The 21,282-nt window shown below is 62.1% G+C and carries 20 protein-coding genes; 14 read left to right on the forward strand and 6 right to left on the reverse strand.

Translation table 11 applies throughout. The features are described from left to right. The first annotated feature begins 326 nt into the window (after positions 1-326). Entirely contained in the window at positions 327-1,082 is a 756-nt protein-coding gene (locus BN3270_RS05220) for a LytR/AlgR family response regulator transcription factor (RefSeq protein ID WP_058986099.1), read from the forward strand. Continuing rightward, a complete protein-coding gene (locus BN3270_RS05225; protein ID WP_167551319.1) occupies positions 1,072-2,949 on the forward strand; it encodes a sensor histidine kinase in 1,878 nt (625 codons plus the stop codon). The genes BN3270_RS05220 and BN3270_RS05225 overlap by 11 nt, the downstream gene beginning before the upstream one ends. A gap of 40 nt (positions 2,950-2,989) precedes the next feature. Here the strand turns inward: BN3270_RS05225 and BN3270_RS05230 are convergent, their stop codons facing one another. Then, positions 2,990-3,544: a flavin reductase family protein gene (locus BN3270_RS05230; RefSeq protein ID WP_058986101.1), complete on the reverse strand. Its 555-nt coding sequence runs from the start codon at positions 3,542-3,544 to the stop codon at positions 2,990-2,992. Between the two features lie 83 nt (positions 3,545-3,627). Next, positions 3,628-4,848 (reverse strand): GGDEF domain-containing protein, encoded by a 1,221-nt coding sequence (locus BN3270_RS05235; protein WP_148335489.1) that lies wholly within the window; start codon positions 4,846-4,848, stop codon positions 3,628-3,630. A gap of 296 nt (positions 4,849-5,144) precedes the next feature. On the opposite strand from BN3270_RS05235, the gene BN3270_RS05240 reads away from it, so the two are divergent. Continuing rightward, positions 5,145-6,380 (forward strand): MFS transporter, encoded by a 1,236-nt coding sequence (locus BN3270_RS05240; protein ID WP_058986103.1) that lies wholly within the window; start codon positions 5,145-5,147, stop codon positions 6,378-6,380. A gap of 134 nt (positions 6,381-6,514) precedes the next feature. After that, positions 6,515-7,324, forward strand: a complete 810-nt coding sequence (locus BN3270_RS05245) for a MerR family transcriptional regulator (protein WP_058986104.1) — start codon at positions 6,515-6,517, stop codon at positions 7,322-7,324. Between the two features lie 29 nt (positions 7,325-7,353). Here the strand turns inward: BN3270_RS05245 and BN3270_RS05250 are convergent, their stop codons facing one another. After that, the gene (locus tag BN3270_RS05250; RefSeq protein WP_058986105.1) at positions 7,354-7,692 is read right to left on the reverse strand and encodes a GIY-YIG nuclease family protein; all 339 of its coding nucleotides are present in this window, start codon (positions 7,690-7,692) and stop codon (positions 7,354-7,356) included. A gap of 133 nt (positions 7,693-7,825) precedes the next feature. Here BN3270_RS05250 and BN3270_RS09680 point away from each other — a divergent pair, with 133 nt between their 5' ends. After that, a complete protein-coding gene (locus BN3270_RS09680) occupies positions 7,826-8,071 on the forward strand; it encodes a hypothetical protein (RefSeq protein ID WP_167551320.1) in 246 nt (81 codons plus the stop codon). 43 nt (positions 8,072-8,114) lie between these two features. Here BN3270_RS09680 and BN3270_RS05255 read toward each other — a convergent pair whose 3' ends face one another. Then, on the reverse strand, positions 8,115-9,911 hold the full coding sequence (locus BN3270_RS05255; protein ID WP_058986106.1) for a DUF438 domain-containing protein: 1,797 nt from the start codon (positions 9,909-9,911) through the stop codon (positions 8,115-8,117). A gap of 370 nt (positions 9,912-10,281) precedes the next feature. Between BN3270_RS05255 and BN3270_RS05260 the strand changes: the two genes are divergently transcribed. The 3 genes from BN3270_RS05260 to BN3270_RS05270 all read left to right on the forward strand — a co-directional run bounded on the left by BN3270_RS05260 (position 10,282) and on the right by BN3270_RS05270 (position 13,124). Then, positions 10,282-10,521 carry a helix-turn-helix domain-containing protein gene (locus BN3270_RS05260; protein ID WP_058986107.1) on the forward strand — a complete coding sequence of 80 codons (240 nt, stop codon included), beginning with the start codon at positions 10,282-10,284 and terminating at the stop codon, positions 10,519-10,521. Positions 10,522-10,524: 3 nt separating this feature from the next. Next, positions 10,525-11,787, forward strand: coding sequence for a HipA domain-containing protein (locus tag BN3270_RS05265; protein ID WP_058986108.1), 1,263 nt, complete (start codon positions 10,525-10,527; stop codon positions 11,785-11,787). 284 nt (positions 11,788-12,071) lie between these two features. Further along, the gene (locus BN3270_RS05270; protein WP_058986109.1) at positions 12,072-13,124 is read left to right on the forward strand and encodes a diguanylate cyclase domain-containing protein; all 1,053 of its coding nucleotides are present in this window, start codon (positions 12,072-12,074) and stop codon (positions 13,122-13,124) included. Positions 13,125-13,177: 53 nt separating this feature from the next. Here the strand turns inward: BN3270_RS05270 and BN3270_RS05275 are convergent, their stop codons facing one another. Further along, complete coding sequence (locus tag BN3270_RS05275) at positions 13,178-14,503, reverse strand: MATE family efflux transporter (RefSeq protein ID WP_082673474.1); 1,326 nt, start codon at positions 14,501-14,503, stop codon at positions 13,178-13,180. A 295-nt stretch (positions 14,504-14,798) separates the two neighbouring features. Beyond that, positions 14,799-15,077: a type II toxin-antitoxin system RelB/DinJ family antitoxin gene (locus BN3270_RS05280; protein WP_058986110.1), complete on the reverse strand. Its 279-nt coding sequence runs from the start codon at positions 15,075-15,077 to the stop codon at positions 14,799-14,801. 249 nt (positions 15,078-15,326) lie between these two features. Between BN3270_RS05280 and BN3270_RS05285 the strand changes: the two genes are divergently transcribed. From BN3270_RS05285 to BN3270_RS05305, 6 genes are all read left to right on the forward strand, one after another. Further along, on the forward strand, positions 15,327-15,752 hold the full coding sequence (locus BN3270_RS05285) for a potassium channel family protein (RefSeq protein ID WP_058986111.1): 426 nt from the start codon (positions 15,327-15,329) through the stop codon (positions 15,750-15,752). Positions 15,753-16,289: 537 nt separating this feature from the next. Then, the gene (locus tag BN3270_RS09485) at positions 16,290-16,547 is read left to right on the forward strand and encodes a TipAS antibiotic-recognition domain-containing protein (protein ID WP_148335490.1); all 258 of its coding nucleotides are present in this window, start codon (positions 16,290-16,292) and stop codon (positions 16,545-16,547) included. Beyond that, entirely contained in the window at positions 16,466-17,113 is a 648-nt protein-coding gene (locus BN3270_RS09685) for a chloride channel protein (RefSeq protein ID WP_271711932.1), read from the forward strand. Before BN3270_RS09485 ends, BN3270_RS09685 begins: the two co-directional genes overlap by 82 nt. A 117-nt stretch (positions 17,114-17,230) precedes the next feature. After that, positions 17,231-17,737, forward strand: coding sequence for an alcohol dehydrogenase catalytic domain-containing protein (locus tag BN3270_RS05295; RefSeq protein ID WP_082673375.1), 507 nt, complete (start codon positions 17,231-17,233; stop codon positions 17,735-17,737). A 522-nt stretch (positions 17,738-18,259) separates the two neighbouring features. Further along, positions 18,260-20,632: a molybdopterin-dependent oxidoreductase gene (locus BN3270_RS05300; protein WP_058986114.1), complete on the forward strand. Its 2,373-nt coding sequence runs from the start codon at positions 18,260-18,262 to the stop codon at positions 20,630-20,632. Positions 20,633-20,645: 13 nt separating this feature from the next. After that, positions 20,646-21,269: a 4Fe-4S dicluster domain-containing protein gene (locus BN3270_RS05305; RefSeq protein ID WP_058986115.1), complete on the forward strand. Its 624-nt coding sequence runs from the start codon at positions 20,646-20,648 to the stop codon at positions 21,267-21,269. Positions 21,270-21,282 lie beyond the last annotated feature (13 nt).

Raw genomic sequence — 21,282 nt, forward strand, 5'->3', positions numbered from 1 at the left:
CGTGATGGGGAAGGGGCGCACGCCTTGAAGCCTTCTCGTGGTGATCGAAGGCGTAAGCGATGCAGCGGGCCCCGCACCGTATGCGCATGCCGCCGGCCAGCCGGTATGGAACGCGCCCGATGCTGTGTGTGGTGTGCAGGCGCGATAACCATATACCCATCCTACGGCCCGCGTCGGCATACACCTGGCCGCGCTCTCGACCGAAGATGCCAGCAAATAGGCAAAATTCGCTCTTGACAAGCTCTGCGCGCTTGTTTTCTCCCCAATCTTATGGGTAGGATAGCCGCGGTTTCACACACGAACGCGCAAGCGAAAGGAGGCCTGCGATGAACACCTTGAACGTCGTCATCTGCGAAGACAGCCTCGCCGACATGCGCCGGCTCATGGGCATCATCCCCAAGGCCCCCTTCGAAACGACTATCACCACCTTCGTCCACGCGCGCGATTTCGCCCAGGCCTACATCCCCGGTATCTACGACCTCGTGTTCATGGACATCTTCATGGGCGATGCGGGCGGCGAAGAGACGCCCTGCGGAGTCGAAGCTGTCGCGGCCCTGCGGCGCGTCGACGCGATCGTTCCCGTGGCCTTCATCACCAACAGCACCGATTTCGCCCTCGACGGCTACCGCCTTTCGGTGAACCACTACCTCACCAAGCCCGTGCAGGCCGCCGCCGTGCACGACGTGCTCGCCGCCGCCCATGAAGCCAAGCTCAAGCGGCCGGGGCTTTCGGTGCGCGTCGATCGCAAGGACGTGACCGTCTGCCCCGACCAGCTCGTCTTCGCCGAGCAGAGCGGGCACTACTTCACGCTCACCATGGTCGACGGCCGCCGGCTGCGCGTGCGCGGCCGGCTCGACCAGCTGGAAGACCGGCTCGCCAACCCGCAGTTTTTGCGCTGCCACCATAGCTACCTGATCAACCTGGCGCTCGTGCAGGACGTCGACGCCGATACGATGAGCGCCTCCCTCTACGGCGGCAACACCGCCTTCATTCGTCGCGGCTGGCTTGCGCGCACGCGCACCGCCTGGGAGGATTGGATGTTCGCAATGACCCGAAAGAAGGATGCGGAAGGTGAGCGGTAGAACGCGTGGCACTGTCGTGCTGCTCTGCTGCCTGCTCGCGGCAGCGGTCCTCGCGCTGGGGCTTTCGGGCGCCTACACCTCGGAGCACAACGACACGCAGCAGGGCGTCGCCACGATCGATACCTGGAACATGACGGTGCGCGACGCCAACGGCCAGGCGGTCGAAGGCTACCCCGCCGCCATTACAACGCCCGTTGACCTGCACGGCCTCACCCCCGGTTGGACGGTGACGCTCACGGCGACCGCCGAGCTTTCCGCACAATCGACACTCTACCTGAACACCTTTTACGCGCCCTACCAGCTCTACGTGAACGGCAACCTGGCCGATAGCTACGGCGCGCCCAGCACCTACCCCGCCTTCCTGTCCGACCCGCCGCCGTTCAATTCGGCCGTCTTGGTTGCAGGCAATGAAAGCCCCGCGCAGATTTCCATCGTCTACACGGTGCCTTCCAGCTATTGGGGCCTGCGCCTGACGTCAATGGAAACCGGCTCGTTCGATGCCGTGCGCGTGATGCTGTTTTCCCAGATGGGGTTCGCGTTTTCCTTCGGCGAGACCCTCATTGCGCTCGGGCTGGTGCTGGCCCTGCTGGGGCTGATCGTGCGCCGGCTCGAAGCGAACAGCGCGATTTTCATCTGGCTCGGCATGTTCTGCGTGTGCATCGGCATGTGGTCGGTGGGCGAATGCGACCTGTCGTCGGTAATCATCAAGCGGCCCGTAACCCTGCACATGATGACCTACATCGGCCTCTACACGCTGCTCATTCCGCTCACGCACCTCACGCGCATCGTGATCGACCGCCCCGGCGACAAGCTCCCCTTCGTGCTCTGCCGTGCGAGCGAGATTTTCGCGCTGGCGGCCATCGTGGCGCAGCTGGCCGGCGTATGGCAGTTTTCCGAAAGCCTCTTCGCCTACTACGTGGTGAGCATTTCGCTCTTCGGCCTGACGACGGCCTACCTTGCCCTGTCGTTGGTGCGCAAGCGCACCGAACGCACGCCGTTCAAGGTCTACTATCTGGTAGTCGTGGTCATCTTCGACGTGTTCCTGGGACTCGAACTGGCCAACTACTACGCCTGGCGCGTGGTGCCCGAAATGGTCTTCTGCGAAATCGGCACCGTGATCTTCACGCTGTCGCTCATCGCGATGAGCGGGGTGTACTTGAAGAACACCATCGAGGAGAAGTTGGCCGCGCAGACCATGCGCCATCGCATCGCGCTCATCGGCAAGCGGGCCGAAGCCGAACGCAAGCAGAACCGCGCCATCATCGACACGAGCAACGAAATCCGCCGCCAGCGCCACGATTTCAAGCACCAGCTCGCCGTGATCCGCGGCTATAGCGAAGAAGGCGACCCCGCCAAGCTGCAGGCCTACCTCGACGAGATCAGTGCGGCCATCCCCGAAGGCGACCGTGCACATCGGTATTGCACGAACTTCGCGATCAACGCCGTTGTGGGCTACTACGTCGATGCCGCACAGGCAAAAGGCGTCGAGCGCGTCGACGTGAAGCTCGACCTGCCGCGCGACCTTCCCGCCGCGCAGGAAAACGACCTGGCGGGCATCGTGGGCAACCTGATGGAGAACGCCGTGCGGGCGGCCGCCGCGGTACGGGCGGCGCGGCCCAGCGAGCCGGACGCCGCCTTCGTGCACCTGCGCGGACGCACGGCCAACGGCATCGTCACGATCGTGCAAAACAACAGCTACCTTACGGTGCAGCGCGATGACCAGGGCGGATTCGTGTCGCAGAACGCCGAGGGCGGCGTGGGCCTGCAGTCTATCAAACAGACGGCGGAAGCGTATCGCGGCAACGCGCGCTTCGAGGCGGAAGACGGCGTGTTCACGTCATCGGTGTACGTACATGTGATGGCGTGACAGCAGGGGGCGGGGATGTTGTCACGCCTGTCGTCGCGCGCTAGCGCAGCGGGAGACCGTCGCGCCAGGCGTGGCCCACGACGTCGCCGACCACGCGATAGGTGCGGGTCGCGATGTCGAACACGATCGGCTTGAGCTTGGCGGCGTCGACCACGCCATCGGTGAGGATCGCCTCATCGGCCTGCTCGGCCACGATCGCACCCACCAGGATGCCCGTTGCCGGGTCGTAGCTCTTTACCGTGCACTCGAGCGTGAGCGGATACTCCTCGATGATCGGCGCGTTCACATGCGCGCTCTTGTGCACGTGCGCGCCCGCCTTCTCGATCTTGTTGGCCTTCGCGCCCGTTTCGATGCCGAAGTAGTCGGAAATCGCCACGGTGTCCACGGTGCCGAACGCCACGGTGAAGGCCCCGGTCTTCTGCAGGTTTTCGGTGGTCTTGTGCGCGCCCAGGAAGAACGTGACCTCATCGTAGCCCGACTGGGCTCCCCACGCCGCGTTCATCGCATTCGGCACGCCGTTTTCGTCGTAGGTGCCGATGATAAAAACGCCCTCTGGCATAATCGCCGATTTCTTCGCTTCGATTTCAACCGTCATGTCGCATCCTTTCATTGACGTTTCCTATCGAAACCATGGTAGCCCGAAGTAGGCGCGCTGCGATCTGCAAAGCCTGTTGGATGCTATGCGCTATCCGCATAGTGTGGCAACGGGGGCGCCGCCGATATCCGACCCGCAGCCCCCTCGCCGCGATCGGACGAGCGTCGGCTGGCCTCGGGATGGGCTTCGTAGTAGCGCCGCTTGTCCTCGTACATCGCGCGGTCGATCTCGCTGATGAATTTGTCCACCGCAACGGTGCCCGGCACCACGGGGCAACACCCCATCGCCATGCTGAGCCGATACGGTCGCCCGCCGCTTTCGTTGAACTTCCGCACGTTTTCGCGAACCTTCGCCAGCGTGCGATCGACCACCGCTTCGTCGTTCGTGTTGAGCAGCACGACGAATTCGTCGCCCGCATAACGCGCGGTCATTCCGATATCGCCCACCGATGTGCGCAGCACGTGCGCGGCGTCCACGAGTGCCTTGTCGCCCACCGTATGCCCGAATCGGTCGTTAACCGACTTGAACCCGTTGAGGTCGATCATGATGCCCGTCATCCCGGCGTCGTCCTGCTTCACCTTCCGCTCGCTCACGTATTCCAGGAAAGTCCGATTGTAAAGGCCCGTCAGGCGATCGCGGTAGATATCTTCGTTCTGCAGACTCGTAATCGTGGCCGCAATACCCACGCACACCACCGCCCAGAACAGGGGGAACTGTGGAAAGGCGAGCTGCACCGACCCGCCCACGGCCACGGGAATGAGCAAAGCCCAGCCGGGAAAGAAGCGCAGACCGCGCGTGCTGTGGCGCATATGCAGGTAGAAAACGAGCGCGTAGGCGAAGTAGCCGTACGACACGGCCATGCCCAACACGGAAAGCGGCAAACGGCTGTAGACGTTGGCACTGTCGACGTTGAACACGAGCGGGGTGAAAAAGTTCGCAAAGAGAACGACCAGGTAAGCGACAGCCGGCGCGGCGACCAGGCGGCGTGCCTTCGGCGCCACGGAGCCACGCATGTGAACGTGAATGAAGAGGGCCCAACAGCAGCAGGTGACGGTTTCTGCCGCATGCAGAAAGGTATTCGACGTCACCACGAGCAGGCGGGCGACGATGCCGGGCGTACCGTCGAACGTGAACGATACCGCGTCCATCAAACAGCCGACCATTGCGCACGCGACCATCGTGCGCAGCAGACGGTCTTCATCGGTGTGGCCCCTCAGGCGCCACACATTGCAGATCAGCATCGTTCCCATGAGCAGTTCGCCCAGAAAATCGATGGCATACACCGTGGAAATAGTTGCAGACACGCTCTCACACTCGCTTGGGAACTACGTACCGAATACGCCCGCTATTAGTATCCGTCACTAATAAGCAATTCAAATAACACCCACGTAATCCCAATAAAGCGTGCGGTAGAAACGCACGAGTGCGCACAGAAAGGCCGCGGCCGGGCATTCCGGTCGCGCTTTATCGCGATAAGGACGCATTGCCGGGTTCAACAGCTGGTGACAACGGGGGCGCGTGATGTTATCACGCTCGTAGACTACACTGCTGTAACAGCAATACAGCGCGCGGGCCGGGCAGGCCCGTTCGGGGAGAGGGCATGACCACCGCATCGCATTCGGAAGAAGCCGCACCGCGCCCGCAAACGGGCCGCCGCCGCATGCCGTCTTGGAAGCGTGCCGTGCTCATGCTCGCCTGCGGATGGGTGGTCATCTGGGTCGCCCGCATGATGTTCACGCCGATCTATCCCGAGCTCAGCGCCTTCTTCGGCGGCGCGACGAGCACCGAACTCGGGGGCGTTTCCAGCTGGTACTTCCTGGGCTACGCGCTCATGCAGATTCCGTCGGGGCTGCTCGTCGACCGGTTCGGCATGCGCCGCGTCGTCATTCCGGGCTTTGCGCTCTTCGCCTTCGGCACCGCCGTTATGGTCGCTGCGCGCAGCCTGCCCGTGCTCTACCTGGGCAACGCGCTCGCCGGCGTGGGCAGCGGCACCTTCTACGGCATCGCCTACACGATCACCAACACGCGCGTGCCCGCCGCGCGCAAGAGCCTCGCCACCGCGATCGTCAACAGCGGTACCGCGGTGGGCAGCGGGCTGGGCATTGCCGCGGCGAGCTCGCTCGTGGGCGCGGGAATCGCAACTTGGCAGGCGCTCGCCGGAGCGACGGGCGTTCTGGCCCTCGCCATGGTCGCCGTGTTCGCGCACGAGCTTCCGAAGGACCGCCTGCGAAGCGGCCGCGCGGCGGGTGCGCCCGCGGGCACAACGGCGAGCGTCTCCCTGGTCGCGGCCTGCGTGCTCTACTTCGCCACCCTCTACCTGTATTACCTGATCAGCGCCTGGCTTCCCGATTTCCTGCAAGCTGAACGCGCCTTCGACGCAGGGTTTGCGGGCACGGCGAGCACGGCCGTCTTCCTTGCCGGCATCCCCGGCGCTCTCGCGTTCGGGCGCCTTGTCGACCGGCATCCGCAGCGGCAGATCGCCCTCATCGTCGCGCTCGAAGCAGCAGCAGCGCTCGCGCTCGTGCCGCTCGTTTTCGGGCCCAACGAGGCGGTCGTCGCCTTGGGCGCCGTCGCCTACGGCTTTGTGGGAAAGCTCGCCGTCGAGCCGCTCATCATCTCCTGGCTCGGCGCCCGCACTGCACCCGGCCGCATGACCACCACGTTCGGCATCTTCAACTTCTGCGGCATGAGCGCTTCGGTGTGTGCCCCGCTTGCGACCGGCATCCTCGCCGACGCGACGGGGTCCGACATCCCCGGTTTCCTGGTCGCCCTCGCCGTGCTCGCCCTGGGCACGGTCGCCTTCCTGGCCATCCTCGCCACGGGACGGGAAAGATGAAGGAGCGTGTTCCACGTGGAACACGGAGAGCAGCCGCGCTCGTCCCACGGGGCCGTCGAAGCGGAAGACCCCCTGAATTCGGCCTTGACCCTTCCGTAACGTCAGGCCTTACGATTCTCCGCGAGGTGAGCACTATGACTACGCACGAAACGAACAGCACACAGCCGCACAGTCTGGCAGCGAGCACCTACACGATCGGCCAGCTCGCGGAGCTGTCCGGCGTGACCGAGCGCACCCTGCGCCATTACGAAACCAAGGGGCTGCTGACCCCGGCGCGCGAAGAGAACGGGTACCGTGCGTATTCCCCTGCCGACGTGACGCGCCTGCAGCACATACTCCTCTTCCGCGCGTGCGGCATTGACCTTGCAACCATTAAGCGCACGCTCGATGGCAGCGGCGCCGATGTCAAAGCCGCGCTTACCTCGCAGATTGAAACGCTAGAGGCCCGCCGCGACGAACTCGGCATCTTGATCGAGAACGCCCGAGCGGCCCTCGCCGAACAGGAAGGAAGGCAACTCATGAAAGACGCCAACCGATTCGAAGCGCTCAAGCGCACCGCACTCGAAGAAAACGAACGCACCTACGGCGCCGAAGTGCGCGCCCGCTACGGCAACGACGCCATGGATGCGTCGAACGCAAAACTCCAGGCCATGGACGAACGCGAATGGAAGGACTTGGAAGAACTGGGCCGGGCCATCCTCGACCAGCTCGGGGCCGCGATGAGGACGGGCGACCCCGAAAGCCCCGCTTCCGCCAGGCTCGCCCAGATGCACGCCGCATGGATTCGCGGCTACTGGGGAGAGGGCGCCTACACGCCCGAAGCGCACCGCGCGCTTGCGGCGGGCTACGTAAACGACGCCCGATTCCGCGCCTATTACGACGAACGTGTCGGCGACGGTGCCGCAGCCTTCTTGGCCAAAGCGTTATGCGCCCATGTGAAATGAGGCACACGGGCGACCGGGCGGCCTACCCGCTACAGGCGCTGCGATCCGGGATGGGCCGCCAGGCACTCTTCCAGCAGAAGGTCGAGGTCGTCGGCATAGTCGTCGACACCATCTTGGTAGTCGAGTTCCTCGACCACCGCATAAATCATCGCGTCTTCCCCGTAGCTCGCCCACAGCTCTTGAAAGCGTTTGTTGGGAAGCGACCCCGTTTCGGCCTGCAAGCGCGTGCGATTGAGCAGCGCGGGCACGTTACGCGCCGCGGCAAGGAAGACCTCGCCGGTCGGCGCCCATGAAAACGATACGACGCCCATCTGCGGTTTGAATTCCGCCGCCTTGCGCTTGAGCTCACGCCGGCGCTCTTTGTCCATAACCGCCCCTTTCTCGATCCTTCAGCGCATGCCCGCCTCTCGGCTTTGCGAGCACTGTACTGGGGGGCAATAACCCCTTCTGAAGCCCCGAGCTTACCATGCGCTTGCCAACGAGAAACTGCGCAGCATACGCATGAGGGGACGGTACGCGCCAAAGTGTCCCGCAGCTCGGGGCATTCCGCGCAAGGGCGCCCTTGCCGGCTTCTTCGGGCACGCTTGCATGAGCCTGCTCTCCTCGTCCACCGGCTCCTACCAGGCGGCGTTCGCGCTCGCCATGATCCTCGCCGCAGCCGGCCTCGCCCTTACCTTCGTCTTTGCGCGGCAGAAGACGCGCACGCACCGCGCGCCGGAAGAAGCAACGAGGGAAAACGCCAATTAAAGGGCGCAGCCCGCGCTTTATCGTGAAGGACGAACCACAGCGTTTACCCGATGAGCTCCTTGAGCTTGGGGAGCATCTCGCCGAACTGCTGCACGATTTCGAGCGTGCCCAGATACGTGCGGTCCTCGCCCCATACCGGCACGTAGAGCACGCGCACGGGATTGCCGGGCATGGGATTCCACACTTCCATGTTCTCGCGCGCGCCCGATTTGAAGTCGGCGATCATGTCCTTGACCATGGGGATGATCGCAGGCGGATGGCACTGCCACACCTCGCGCCCCAAGCAGGCGATCGGGCGGGCGAAGATCTTGCCTTCGCGCGTGAAGAAGCGCGTCGTTTCGGTCGCGTCGATGAAGGTGAGGTCGAGCGGCAGCAGCTTCAGAATCGCGTCGAGCTGGGCCACGGAAAGCGTGCCCGTCGAAAGCCTGATCTCGCCGGTCGACAGCGCCGCCTTCGCCTCCCGCTCCTTTTCGCGTACCCACACGTCGGCGTCGAGCCAGCCGCGCTTCGTCTCGACGAAAGCCGGCTTGTATTCGTCGAGGTCACGGTAGACGGCGAACCATTCCTCGTCCGTGAAATGGTCGCGGCAGAGCGGCAGGAAGATCTGCTCTTCCTTGTAGACCATCTCGCGCATGCGCGTGGTAACCGCTTCGATGCGGGATGCCAGGGCCGCATCGAAGGCGGCCGGCAATTCGCGCACGATCGCCGAAAGCTCTTGCACGATCTCGTCGTCGACGCCCCACATCACGTCCATGGGGCCGGTGACCCCGTGACCGTACAGGAAGGGCATGAAGAGCTGCTCTTTCTTGGCGTAGTGGTTGCGCAACGGCTTCAGGCCCGCAAGAAGCTCCTTCAGCTTTTCGGCGCTCGCGCCGTTTGATCGCGCCGCGTCGACTTCGTCCAGCTTGACGATCAGGGCGTCGTTTTCCCGCTTCAACACGGAAGAGGGATGCCCCGCTGGGAGCCCGTCGACCTGGACGACGGCCGCGCACTCGTCGTCGGTGCGCCCGTGGAAGAGCGCCGAATGCACGTCGCAGAGCTGCTGGACCTCGCTCACGGGCATACCCGAGCTGATGAGGTTCTGCTCGGCCTGGGCGATTTCATGCGCCGAAACGCTTGCGAAGTCGCGCACGAAGTCGGCCCGCACGCTTTCCAGGTCTTCGCCGTTGGAAAGCCTGCGCACGAACTGTTCGATGAGCGCCTGGCGGTCTCTGGCGTCTGCCGGCTCCGTTGCGGCCTGGGCTGCGGGGGCGGGCTTTTCGGAGGCGGTCGGGGCCGATTCCTCGGCCGCTGCTTCCTCGCCCGCGCCCGTCACCTCGAACCCGGCGGCTTCGAAGGCGGCGACCATTTCCTCGAGCGGTACATGCTTCATCTGGCTGCCCATGTTAAGCGTCACCACGCTGCCCACGCTTTCCAGGCGCCCCGGCTTGGTGATCTCGTCGAAGCCGAGCGACACCATCACATCGACGACCTCGGGGTGGGCGGACACGTTGTCGAACACGGTTTTGTTGAAGTCGATCAGCTTGCCCATCTGCGTTCCTTTCGAATCGGCAGGTTGCTGTTGCGCATCGCCCTTAGGTTCCCCTTCGGCTGGCTCTTCAGCGGAGGCCTCGGGGCCAGCGACCGTCGCCCCCGTCTTTTCTGCGATCGCGGCAAGCAGGTCGTCGACCGACCTCCCCGAAAGCGCACTGACGTCCGCGAGCGTCACTTTGCGCATCATGACTTTGCCGATGGGCGTTTGGAGCATGGCGAACTTCTTGTCGATGTCGGCCATGCCCGCTCGCATGAAAGGGTACGCCGCGACAAGGTCTGCGAGCTTGGTCTGGGGGCTGATTTCCATAGAGGGCCTTCCTTTTGTTAACTTTCGCTAACAAAATAGCCTGCAGCACCCCTCTTTTATGTTGTCGCGACAACATTTTTGATGATATTCAGACGTAATGGTTTGTTTTTCACTAATACAGATATCGAGCGCAGGGCCGCGCAAATGAGCGAGGCCCTGCAGAAGAAAAGGACGCAAGGAAGAATGCACATTTAGTGCCGGCAGGCGGATTCCGGCGACATGCGCTGCACGCGCCCGTCAGACGGCTCCTCGCATCAGCCGAGCATATGCGTACGCATAAATAATCTCTCTGGATTGTTTGATTTATGCGTACGCGGTCAATTATACTGAACACTCGTAGTTTTATGCGTACGCATACAAAGGAGCGGCAATGGACCGACCATCCCCCGGCATCACACCCATCGCAACAGCCGCCGACCTGGGCAAGGCCATCCGCAACGAACGCAAACGCCAAGGTTACACGCAAGCCGAAACGGCCGGCTTGTGCGGCGTCGGCACCACCTTTCTTTCCGATTTGGAAAACGGCAAGCCCACTGCCGAATTGGGCAAGGCCCTTTTCGTAGCGCGCTCTTTGGGAATAGACCTCTTCGCTGTGAAGCGAGGCGCATAAGCCATGGGAAATCTCAGCGTGCTGAACGTATGGCGGCAAAGGCGCACCGGTTTCGTCCATGTGGGCACTATCGATCGCATTGAAGCGACGTTTACGTACTGCCCTGACTATCTTGACGACCCGCACGCGTTCCAGCTTTCGTTTTCCCTCCCTCTCCGCGAAGAGTCATTTTCCGAAACAGCCTTCCGACCCTATTTCGAAGGATTGCTTCCCGAAGGGCTCCCTCGCAAGGCGAAAGCCGCCCGCCTTGGGATTAGGGAATCCGACTACCTTTCGATGCTCGGTCTCAGCGGGTTCGAATGCATCGGCGACGTTGCCGTGGGCCCCGCCAATGAGTCCCCCAACGAGACACGCCCGAAGCTCGAGGGCATAGACCTGCAGGACCTGATCAACAGGCTTCTGAGAGAGCGGCCGATTGAAGAAATCGGCGACGAAATTCGGCTTTCGCTCGCCGGTACGCAGGACAAAATCGGGCTCTACCACGACGACACGCAAGACCTCGACCACGGATGGTTCATGCCCGTCGGCGGCGCCTCCTCAACGCACATCTTGAAAGCGGAATCTCTCAACGGATTGAGTTGTCTGGAAGCCCTCTGCATGTCGGCGGCGGAAGCATGCGGCATACATTGCGCGCCAACGGGTATGCCGCACCAGACGGATGCGCTCATCTGCAGCAAGCGCTACGACCGATTCGATGCGGGCGAAGGGAAGGTAACCCGCCTGCATCAAGAGGATTTCTGCCAAGCGCTTGGCATCCTCTCTTCGGAAAAATACCTGCAGTTGGAGCCGTCAACGCTCTCCGCCATGGGCACGTTCATTCGCGACAACTTAACCCAACCTCTCGACGCGCTCTCTCAGCTCATGCGACTTGCATGCTTCAACTATGCTATCGGCAACTGCGACAACCATCTGAAAAATTTCTCGCTGCTCTACAGCGAGAACGGTGCGGCCATCACGCTCGCACCCGCCTACGACCTCGTGAGTACGACGTTCTTCCCGCGATTCAGCACGCGTATGGGCATCCATCTAGGGCGGACGGGTGACATCGGCGACGTAGAGTCTGCGGATATCGTTTCCGCAGGCCAACAACTGGGGATCGGGAAACAAACCGTGCAGCGCATTGCGGGAGACCTCGCGTCTTCCCTTTTGCCCGCAATCGAAAAGGCAGCATCTGATTTAGAGAAGCATCATCCCGCTGCAGCCAGCATCGCATGGGAGCTGGAAGAGGAGGCAGCCCCGCGCATTGATGTGCTCGCAAGGTGCTAAACCTTCCGCAAGCTTCGGGTCGTTTTCATACGTTTCAGGCGAATTATTCGAATTTATCCGAAATTTTTCCCGAAACGAATAACAACGTGCGTGATGACGGGAGGCGGGTGATGCTGTCACCCGCCTCCCGTCACATGGTAAGAGCGTGAATCACAGGCGTTATCGCGCCCGAGATTCCGCCTATCAGGTACGTTACATTGCGTTGATACGTTCGCTTTCGCCACGGTCGCACGATGCTCGGAAAACTCATTCCAACTGCATGACAGCAGATAAGAGGCTTGCACATGAATAACCCCCATCTTCGATTCACGCCGGAGCAACCCGTCCAGACGCCCGCAGTCGCTCGAAACGCAGGCGGCGCAGAAACCGACGCGATTATCAAAGGCCTCAACGGATTCGTCGAGGCCGATGCTCCGGCGGATATCCCCACACTCAACCAGTTCCTGCGCACGCTCATGAACGAAGTGCCCATCGGCTGCTATATCCTGCAGCCAGACCACACGGTGCTCTACTGGAACCGCGAAGCCGAACGCCTTCTTGGGTTTTCCACTTCGGAAATGCGCGGCAAACGCTGCGTGGACATGCCGCTCGGCTGCTCTTTCGTCACCGGCGAGAGCATGCCCACCAGCAGTTGCCCGGCCGTCTGCGCCTTCGCCACGGGCAAGGCGCAGACCACGCAGATGTTCATGCGCAAGAAAGACGGCAGCGACCTGCTGATTCGCAACACCTTGGTGCCGCTGCGCGGTCGAAGCGGCACGGTCGTCGAGCTCGTGTCCTTTTTCACCCCGCTCACGGACGAAAGCTACGACCATAAGCTGGTGCAGGCCATCTACGAAACGGCGACGAAGGACCCGCTCACCTGCCTTCCAGGGAGGAAGTACATGGAGGCGCGCCTGGAAGATGCCATCGAGGTATTCAAGCGCACGAATCATCCTTTTGCCGTGTTGTTCGTTGACGCCAACGACTTCCACAACGTGAACAACACCTACGGCCATGCGGCAGGCGATGCCGTCCTGCGCGAAATAGGGCTCGCCCTACGCACATTCGGTAGAAAATCCGATGCATTCTGCCGCTGGGGCGGCGACGAATTCGTGGGGCTTTTGCAACTGCGGCAGCACGAGGACATCGAAGGCGCTGCGCACAGGATGCTGAAGCTCACCGACAGCCGCGAAATCACCGTAAACGGGCAGAAGATCTCCTGCCAGACCTCCATCGGTATCACGGTAGTGAGGGAAGACGACGACGTGCGGTCTATTGTGCAACGCGCCGACGACTACATGTACCAAGCGAAGAGACGCAAGAATAGCGAAATTGTCACCGACACAAACGCCGAATAGCCACCGGCTGGGTACGCCAGCGGGCACGATTGTCCATCATTCCCCGAAAACGCTTACGCTGCAGCGGAAAGGTTACGCTTCCGAATAACGGCGTATGACGCGAGCATGCCCGCATCCATCAACAGCCAGCTCACCGGGTAAATCATCATGAGCGCCGCATACGTGCCGAAGCCGGGGAAGATCACGAACACGAAGAAGATGCGCAGCACGACCGACCCCAAGACCGTGATGATCGCGGGCAAAATCGACACGCCCATGCCGCGCATGGCGCCAGCGGGCACTTCGTAGAAGCTCGTGAGGATTTCGAACAGCTCGACAATGATCAGGCGCGTCATTCCGTACTGCAGCGCTTCGGGATCGGTCGCAAAGATGCCAAGCACGCCCGTGCCCATTGCAAAGAAGATAAGGCTTACCGCGAGCGCCGAGCTCGCCCCGAACAGCTGGCACCAGCGAATCGTCTTGATGCAGCGGTCGCGCTGTCTGGCCGCATAGTTCTGCCCCACGAAGGTGACCGCCGCCTGCGCGAACGCATTCACGAAGAAGTAGGTGTAGTATTCGAGGTTCATCGTCGCCGTGGACCCAGCGATTGCCGCCGACCCAAAGCCGTCGATGGCCGCCTGCATAATCGTGTTGGAAAGCGAGAACACAGCGCCCTGCAGGCCCGCTGGCAGACCGATGCGCAGAATGTAGCCCAAGCTCGACCGCGCCATGCGGATTTCACGCACATGCAGGCGGTAGGGCTCGTCATCGGTGGTGAGCCATCGCAGCACAATGGCGGCACTCGCGGCGAACGACACAACGGTGCCGAAGGCGATACCCGCCGTTTCCCACGGCACGACCAGCGTGAAGAACAGGTCGAGCACAAGGTTGACCACTACGCCTACGGCAAGCGCATAGAGCGGCCGACGCGAGTCCCCGCGAGCGCGCATGAGCGCCGATCCGAAGTTGTAGAACGTCAGAAACGGCAGCGAAACGAAGTAGAGCCGTAGGTAGACGAGCGCGTCGCCACGGGCGTCGACCGGAATGCCCACGGCGTCAACGAGCCATTCCGAAATCGCAAGGCCAAGAGCCATCAGAAGCACGCCGACCACAAGCGACAGAGCGATCGAAGTGTGGAGCACATCGGAAATGCGGTCATGCTGGCGACGCGCGATGCACACCGCCATTGCGACGTTTGCGCCGACGGAGATGCCCACGAACAGGTTCACGAACATCGATGTGATGGGAACCGTCGCGCCGATGCCCGCCAGCGACTGGCTGCTCACGAAATGGCCCGCGACCGAAGCGTCCACCGAGCTGAGCAGCTGTTGGAGCGCGCTGCTGAGCGCAAGGGGAATGGCGAATGCGATGAGTTTGCCCGCAAGTGGGCCGTGCAGCATGTCGACACTGTGTTTCTTCGCTTTTTCCGCCATTAAGCCGCTTGCCTAGATTCCCTTTCCGAACGAGTGAGCGGTTCAGCAGTATACGCCCGCGAAGTCGCCGTGGAGCGATTTCCACAAGTGGAGCCGCACAGAGCGGGTTTCTTTGGAAAGTTTGTTTGTTGCACTCGTTACCATAGCCACGAGCGAACCATCCGCCCGCGTTGCCAGCACAATAACGGGACGGTACTTGTAGCCATGCCCTTCTGAGAAGTTGAAACGCGCATGCCAGACCTCCCATGGCTGCGGAACGAGCTCATTCATCGCCGTCGTCCCAATCCGCTGGCAGCACTGCTACACCCCCATCGTCGAGCTTGGGTTTGTAAGCGATTGCCGCGATAGCGTCGTAAGACGGCGCCTCCGGACGCAGGTCAAAGGGTAGACCGCCGACCTCGATCGACTTAATGAGAAACGTGTTGATTGCGTCGTTGAGGCTCAAACCCCAATGAGCATACACTTCCGTTGCGCCTTTCTTCACTTCGTCCGTCGTACGCGTCTTGATTTCAGCACGCCTTGTGACTGCCCCTGTCGCCATACCATACCTCCTCTTTCTAATACCCAGATTGTACCCGTAAAGGGTACAAGTTGTAAAATCAAACTCCAATGGCACGCTGATTGAAGAGCCCGAGCCAATCCGTCACGCGGCGCGTGACATTTTTGGAATGCAAATGAGCAATCGCATGTAAGGTCACAAATTGTGACCTTACGGTCTGAGCTGCTTCGTTGCCGTTATAGTGATTCCATCTGGTCGTCTGCCCCGCATCTTGCGGTCGAAGGGTTCTCTATGCTCAATTTCAGGCTTCTCCGCGCCATCTTCAACGGCTCCGGCCTGGGGCACGCCACGGTCTTGTTCTGCTGCGCGTTCGTGGCATGCGCGGCCTTGCTCGCGCTGTTCGAACCCGGCATCAGCGGAATCGGCGATGCGCTGTGGTGCTGCTTCGAAACGGTCTCGACGATCGGGTTCGGCGACATTCTGGTGCAAACGGCGCTCGGACGGACGGTGGTCGTGATTCTAAGCGTGACGAGCATCTTCTTTCTGGCGGTGCTCACCGCGTTTGTCGTCAACTATTGCAGTGAAGCCATGCGCGCGCGGCGGGACCAGAGCATTGCACTGTTCGTCGACCGGCTCGAGCACCTTCCCGACCTGAGCACGGCCGAACTTGAAGAGCTCTCTAACCAGGTAAAAGAGCTGCGGAAGAGGCGCGCATGAAAGACGGCTCACCCGAAGGCGCCGCACCGGGCGGCGCGCGCTACGTGGACGACTACGGTCCGCGCTCGGGGCGCGGGGGCTCGGTCTGGAAGCTCGCGCTCGCCGCGCTGTCGGTAGCGATCGGTTTCGCGGCGGCGCTCGCCATCCGCACGGTGATGTTCCTGGTCACCGCCTGCCAGCGCCTGCTGTGGGAAACGCTGCCCCAGGCGGTGGGCCTTCCCTGTTCGGCCCTCGTCGTCTGCACGCTCGGCGGCCTTGGCATCGGGCTGTGGACCAAGCGATTCGGCGGGGCGCCTCAACCGCTTTCCAGCGTGATGACCGCCGTGCGCACGCGCGGCGGCTACCGAGTGCAGAACGTCCCGGCAAGCGTCGTCGGCTTCGCGCTGCCGCTCGTGTTCGGCGGCGCGGTCGGCCCCGAAGCCGGGCTCGCCGGCCTTGTGGCCACGGCATGCAGCTGGGTGTCCGACCGGCTCAAGCGCCGTCTCTTCTACACATCTCTACGGCGCCGAAGTGCGCGCCCGCTACGGCAACGACGCCATGGATGCGTCGAACGCAAAACTCCAGGCCATGGACGAACGCGAATGGAAGGACTTGGAAGAACTGGGCCGGGCCATCCTCGACCAGCTCGGGGCCGCGATGAGGACGGGCGACCGCGAACGCGCCGCGCCCCCCCCGCCTCCCCCGCGCCCCGCCTCGTGCTCTACACGCTCGCCGTGTTGGGAGCGTTTGCGGGCTTGCGGCTATTCGCCCTCGCCACAGGGGCGCAGATGGGGCTGCCGCGGTTCGACGCCATGAGCGTTTCTTTGCAGGACGTGCCGTGGGCGTGCTTGCTCGCGGCGGCCGGCTATGCGCTCGTGCTCGCCTATCGCGGTGCGACGGTCGCAGCCGCTTGGCTTTCGCGCAAGATGGGAGAGCAACCGGTCGTGAAAGCCACACTCTGCGGAGCCGCGCTCGGGGCGCTGGGGCTCTTCCTGCCCAACGTCCTGTTTTCGGGAGAAGAGCAGATTTCCGTACTCATGGGCACGTGGACCGCACTGCCCGCCTGGGTCCTGATCGCAACCGGCGTCTGCAAGGCCGTCGCAACTCCGCTCTGTCTGAACTTCGGCTGGCACGGCGGGCATTTCTTCCCGTGCATTTTCATAGGCGTGACCTGCGGATATGGAATCGCTGCGCTCACGGGGGCCGACCCCGTCTTCTGCGTGGTCGTGACCTGCAGCGTCTTCGTCGCCGGCGTGGTGAGGAAGCCGCTTCTCGTAGTCGGGCTGCTCCTGCTCTGCTTCCCACTCGAGGGAATCGCCTGGATGCTCGTTGCCGTCTACCTAGGCGCCTACGTTCCGCTGCCGCGGGCCCTTCGCGGTTAGCGGTCGATTCTGCGCGCTTTTTGATTAACGTTACGCACGCGTCTACTTGGTCGGCGACGGCGTCCGTTATCGTGCCCTTTCCAAACTTGGCCACTAGATCTCATCCTGAGGCTTCACATTCACCGTGGGACAGCTCGAGGCCATGCTCGCCGAGTCCAAGCGAGCGAGGCGGGGCATGGGCGCTGTTGCCGCGCCAGTCCAGACGTCCCCGCGCCCGAACCCGCACCCCACGAGGCGCTCGTGCGCGTCCACACGGCGGCGGTGAACCCGCTCGACAACACGATCGTCCGCAGGGAAGTGCGGCTCATCGTGCCCTACCGGCTGCCGCTCGTGATGGGCAACGAGTTTTCGGACACGGTGGTGAAGGCCGGGTCGAACGCGCAGGCCTTCAAGGAAGGCGATCGCGTCTACGGTCGCCTGCCGCTCGCCGAGATCGGCGCCTTCGCCGAATACGCCGCCGTCGACGAATCGGCCCTCGCGCCCGCGCCCAGCTACCTTTCCATGGAAGAGGCAGCCTGCGTGCCGCTCGCCGCGCTCCTTGCCCTTCGTCTCCACCGCGAAGTACACGCGCTGCCTGCCATCCTCATAATGTTGCGCTCCGGCGTAGGGCTGGACCACCCCTAATCGGCCCCTCCCCTCTCGCGCCACGTGCGATCCTTGGAGTCGACGACGCTGGATAGGGCCCGATTACGGGACCAGCTCAATTGGTCACGCAGCGTGTGACCTTTGAAGAAGGCGGGGTAGAGCCACTACCTTTCCCAAACACCGTCGAACACGGCCTTTAAATTAACAGCTTCGGCACTCGATCGAAAATGGCTCACGCCGTAAACGACGTCCGTACGGCACTGGAGGCCACTATTGTCTGGGTACCCAAACTGCCACTCCATCCTTCGTTAGTTCATCGATCACGCACGTAGGCGCATAGTCGCTAAAGCCCAAGTTCCACAGCGCAGTCTTTCCGGCAGCAGGACGCCAATCCCCATCGAAATTCATTTCCTCTCCATATTCTCAACTAATCCCCATTGAACGGCATTTTCTTAGGTTTTTAATTAGGGATTGGAGTTGCAATCCCTAATTCATGCTTTTCGTTTAGTGAGATTTAGGGGGATTGCAATTCGGGAGACAGCAACAAAGAGAGGGGTATTCATGAGTCTGACACGTCGTGGCTTCCTCAAGGCCGCCGGCGCTGCCGCGGCCGTCACCACCGCGGCAGGAGGTGCAGCGTCCTACGGCACTTGGCTCAAACCAGCCAAGGCTCTCGCGCAAGGTGCGGGCGAGAAGACCGCCTACACCTTCCACCAGTGGCACTGCGGAGGCAACTGCTCGCTTAAGTGCACGGTGCGTGACGGTCGCATGGTGCAAGTCGAACCGAACAACTGGCCCGGCGAGAAGAAATTCAACACCATCTGCCTGAAGGGCATCAGCGAAGTCCAGCACATCTACGGCGACACCCGTATCCAGACGCCGCTCAAGCGCGTGGGCGAGCGCGGCTCGGGCCAGTTCGTCAGCATCAGCTGGGATGAAGCGTTCGACGAATGCGCCAAGCAAATCAAGGCGGTCCAGGACAAGTACGGCGAGCAGGCGATGCTGTTCGACACCTGCCTCGAGCCCCGCACGGGCTTCGCCTTCATCGCCGATTTCCTTAAAGGGCAAATTCAAGACGAAGACATCGAGGGCGTCGACGTCGGCATCGGCAACGGCATGGACCCGGCGCTCGGCCGCTACGACAACGAGGAGATGCTTGCAACCTGCTCAGTCGCCGACTGGGTGCACTCCAACACCATCCTCATGCTCGGCACGAACCTCCCCGAATCGGGCCTCGTCTACAACCGTTGGTTCTTCGACGCAAAAGAAGCGGGCGCGAAGATGTGGACGATCGACCCGCACTACACCACGGCTGCCTGCAAATCCGACGAGTGGATGCCCATCCAGCCCGGCACCGACGCCGCGCTGCTGTTGGGCATGATCAGCCTCGTCATCGAAAACAAGTGGTACGACGAGGACTTCATGCTCAATTACACGAGCTTCCCGTTCCTCATCGACAAGTCAACCGGCCTGCTCGAGCGCGACACGCAGACCAAAGACGCGCCCGAAGAGGGCTCCGGTGCAACCAACCCGTTCAAAGTGTGGGATGACGGGGTTAAGAACTACACCGACTCGTCCCATCCGCAACTCGAGTTTGAAAACGACAAGTACATCACCGTTTTCAGCCAGCTCAAGAAGAACGCAGCGGCCTACACGCTCGACTGGACTGCCAAAAAGACCCATCTCGACCCTGACAAGATTACGCAGATGACCGACGAGTTCGCGAACAACCAGCCGTCTGTGCTGGCAATGGGCTGGGGCGGTCCCGACAAGTGGTACAACGCCGACGTCGTGGGACATGCGGCGGTCACACTGGCGGGCCTCTGCGGCATCACCGACAAGCAAGGCGGCGGCCTGGGCGGCTACAACCAATGGCAGGTCACCTATGGTTGCGAATTCGGCGAATGGCCGGAACCCGACGATTGGGGAACCGCCGACGGCACCGAGGGCAATTTCGAGCGGCGCGACGACGATGCGGGCGTGCACGGCTACGTCGCGTTGGGCGACGCCCTGCTCATGCACTACGCAGACACCAACAAAACGCGCGAATGGGTCAAAAAGCTCGACTTCGTCCTCGCCGTCGACATCTACCACACGTTCACGTGCGACTGGGCCGACATCGTGTTGCCCGCCAGCTCGAAATTCGAGCTCAACGAGGACATCGGCTCCATCAAAACCGCCCGCGATTACGTCGAGCTGCAGCAGAAGGTCATCGATCCGCTGTTCGAATCCAAGCCCGACTACGAAATCGAATACGGCCTGGCCAAAGCGATGGGATGCGCCGACGCTCTTCCCAAGACGCGCCGAGAGCTCGATGAGGTAATGCTCGACAGCGACGACCCGGCGCTCGACGGCATCACCGTCGACTCGCTCATCGCCAACAACGGCTTGCAGCGCCTGAACGTGCCCGAAGAATGGGCAACCTCGTATCAGGACCACGACTTCACCACGCCATCCGGCCGCATGGAGCTCTACTACGATTGGCTCGCCGACGACGGCCAGCAGCTGCCCGCATACGAAGACCCGAACGAGGCCTACGAGGGCAACCCGCTCATGGAAAAATACCCGCTGCAGCTCACGCAGACGCGTTCGAAGTTCTTCATCCACGACCAGTTCGTCGACGCCAAATGGATTCAGCAGTTCTACGTAGCGACCCTGGAGCTCAATCCCAAGGACGCCGAGGACCGCGGACTGAAAAACGACGATATCGTCCGCGCTTACAACGACCGCGGCGAGTTCAAATGCAAGGTGCGCCTGAACAATGCGATCAGGCCCGGTTCCTCGCGCATCTACGAAGGCCAATGGGCGAAGTACATGGAGGAAGGCCCCGTCCAGAACCTGACGAACGACAACCGCAACAAGCGCTCCATCTGGCTCAACGCCGCGCCCGTCGCCCCGTTCAACGACACGCTCGTCCAGGTAGAGAAGGCGTAAGGGAGGAATAACAATGACCAAACTGGGAATGGTAATCGACCTGTCCCGTTGTGTTGGCTGCCATACGTGCGCAAACGCCTGCAAGATGAGCAACAACGTGCCGATGGGCATGCTGTGGAACCGCGTCCTCACCGACGGCGACGAGGTGCTCGACGGCGCGCAGGGCACGTACCCCAACCTCACCCGCACGTACGTGCCGCTGGCATGCCAGCACTGCGATAACCCCGCATGCCAAAAGGTGTGCCCCACGGGCGCCACGTACAAGGACGATAAGGGCCGCGTGGAAATCGACTACGACAAATGCATCGGCTGCCGCTTCTGCATGGCGGCCTGCCCGTACAACGCGCGCGTGTTCAACTGGTCGGAGCCCGATCACGACCCCGACTTCCAAACCGGCTTCAAGGACGTGCCGATTCGCCCGCGCGGCGTCATGGAAAAATGCTCGCTGTGCAAAGAGCGCTGCGACGCCGACCCCGCAAACGAGCCCATGTGCGTCGTGTGCTGCCCGTCGAGCGCCCGCATCTACGGCGACTTGGACGACCCCGACTCCGAGATTTCCAAGATCGTCAAGCAAAGCAATGCTTACACCCTGCTTGAGGGCAAGGGAACCCGCCCCCAGGTTTACTACCACGACTAGAAAGGAGCCGATA

The organism is Hugonella massiliensis (assembly GCA_001486445.1).
Classification (GTDB): Bacteria; Actinomycetota; Coriobacteriia; order Coriobacteriales; family Eggerthellaceae; genus Hugonella; species Hugonella massiliensis.

Coding starts and splice junctions, on each gene's coding strand:
- BN3270_RS05280 (WP_058986110.1), bottom strand. CDS start 15,077: ATGGCGACAGGGGCAGTCACAAGGCGTGCTGAAATCAAGACGCGTACG.
- BN3270_RS05245 (WP_058986104.1), top strand. CDS start 6,515: ATGACTACGCACGAAACGAACAGCACACAGCCGCACAGTCTGGCAGCG.
- BN3270_RS05240 (WP_058986103.1), top strand. CDS start 5,145: ATGACCACCGCATCGCATTCGGAAGAAGCCGCACCGCGCCCGCAAACG.
- BN3270_RS05250 (WP_058986105.1), bottom strand. CDS start 7,692: ATGGACAAAGAGCGCCGGCGTGAGCTCAAGCGCAAGGCGGCGGAATTC.
- BN3270_RS05275 (WP_082673474.1), bottom strand. CDS start 14,503: ATGCTGCACGGCCCACTTGCGGGCAAACTCATCGCATTCGCCATTCCC.
- BN3270_RS05255 (WP_058986106.1), bottom strand. CDS start 9,911: ATGGAAATCAGCCCCCAGACCAAGCTCGCAGACCTTGTCGCGGCGTAC.
- BN3270_RS05260 (WP_058986107.1), top strand. CDS start 10,282: ATGGACCGACCATCCCCCGGCATCACACCCATCGCAACAGCCGCCGAC.
- BN3270_RS09485 (WP_148335490.1), top strand. CDS start 16,290: ATGGATGCGTCGAACGCAAAACTCCAGGCCATGGACGAACGCGAATGG.
- BN3270_RS05300 (WP_058986114.1), top strand. CDS start 18,260: ATGAGTCTGACACGTCGTGGCTTCCTCAAGGCCGCCGGCGCTGCCGCG.
- BN3270_RS05220 (WP_058986099.1), top strand. CDS start 327: ATGAACACCTTGAACGTCGTCATCTGCGAAGACAGCCTCGCCGACATG.
- BN3270_RS05305 (WP_058986115.1), top strand. CDS start 20,646: ATGACCAAACTGGGAATGGTAATCGACCTGTCCCGTTGTGTTGGCTGC.
- BN3270_RS05265 (WP_058986108.1), top strand. CDS start 10,525: ATGGGAAATCTCAGCGTGCTGAACGTATGGCGGCAAAGGCGCACCGGT.
- BN3270_RS09680 (WP_167551320.1), top strand. CDS start 7,826: ATGAGGGGACGGTACGCGCCAAAGTGTCCCGCAGCTCGGGGCATTCCG.
- BN3270_RS05230 (WP_058986101.1), bottom strand. CDS start 3,544: ATGACGGTTGAAATCGAAGCGAAGAAATCGGCGATTATGCCAGAGGGC.
- BN3270_RS05270 (WP_058986109.1), top strand. CDS start 12,072: ATGAATAACCCCCATCTTCGATTCACGCCGGAGCAACCCGTCCAGACG.
- BN3270_RS05285 (WP_058986111.1), top strand. CDS start 15,327: ATGCTCAATTTCAGGCTTCTCCGCGCCATCTTCAACGGCTCCGGCCTG.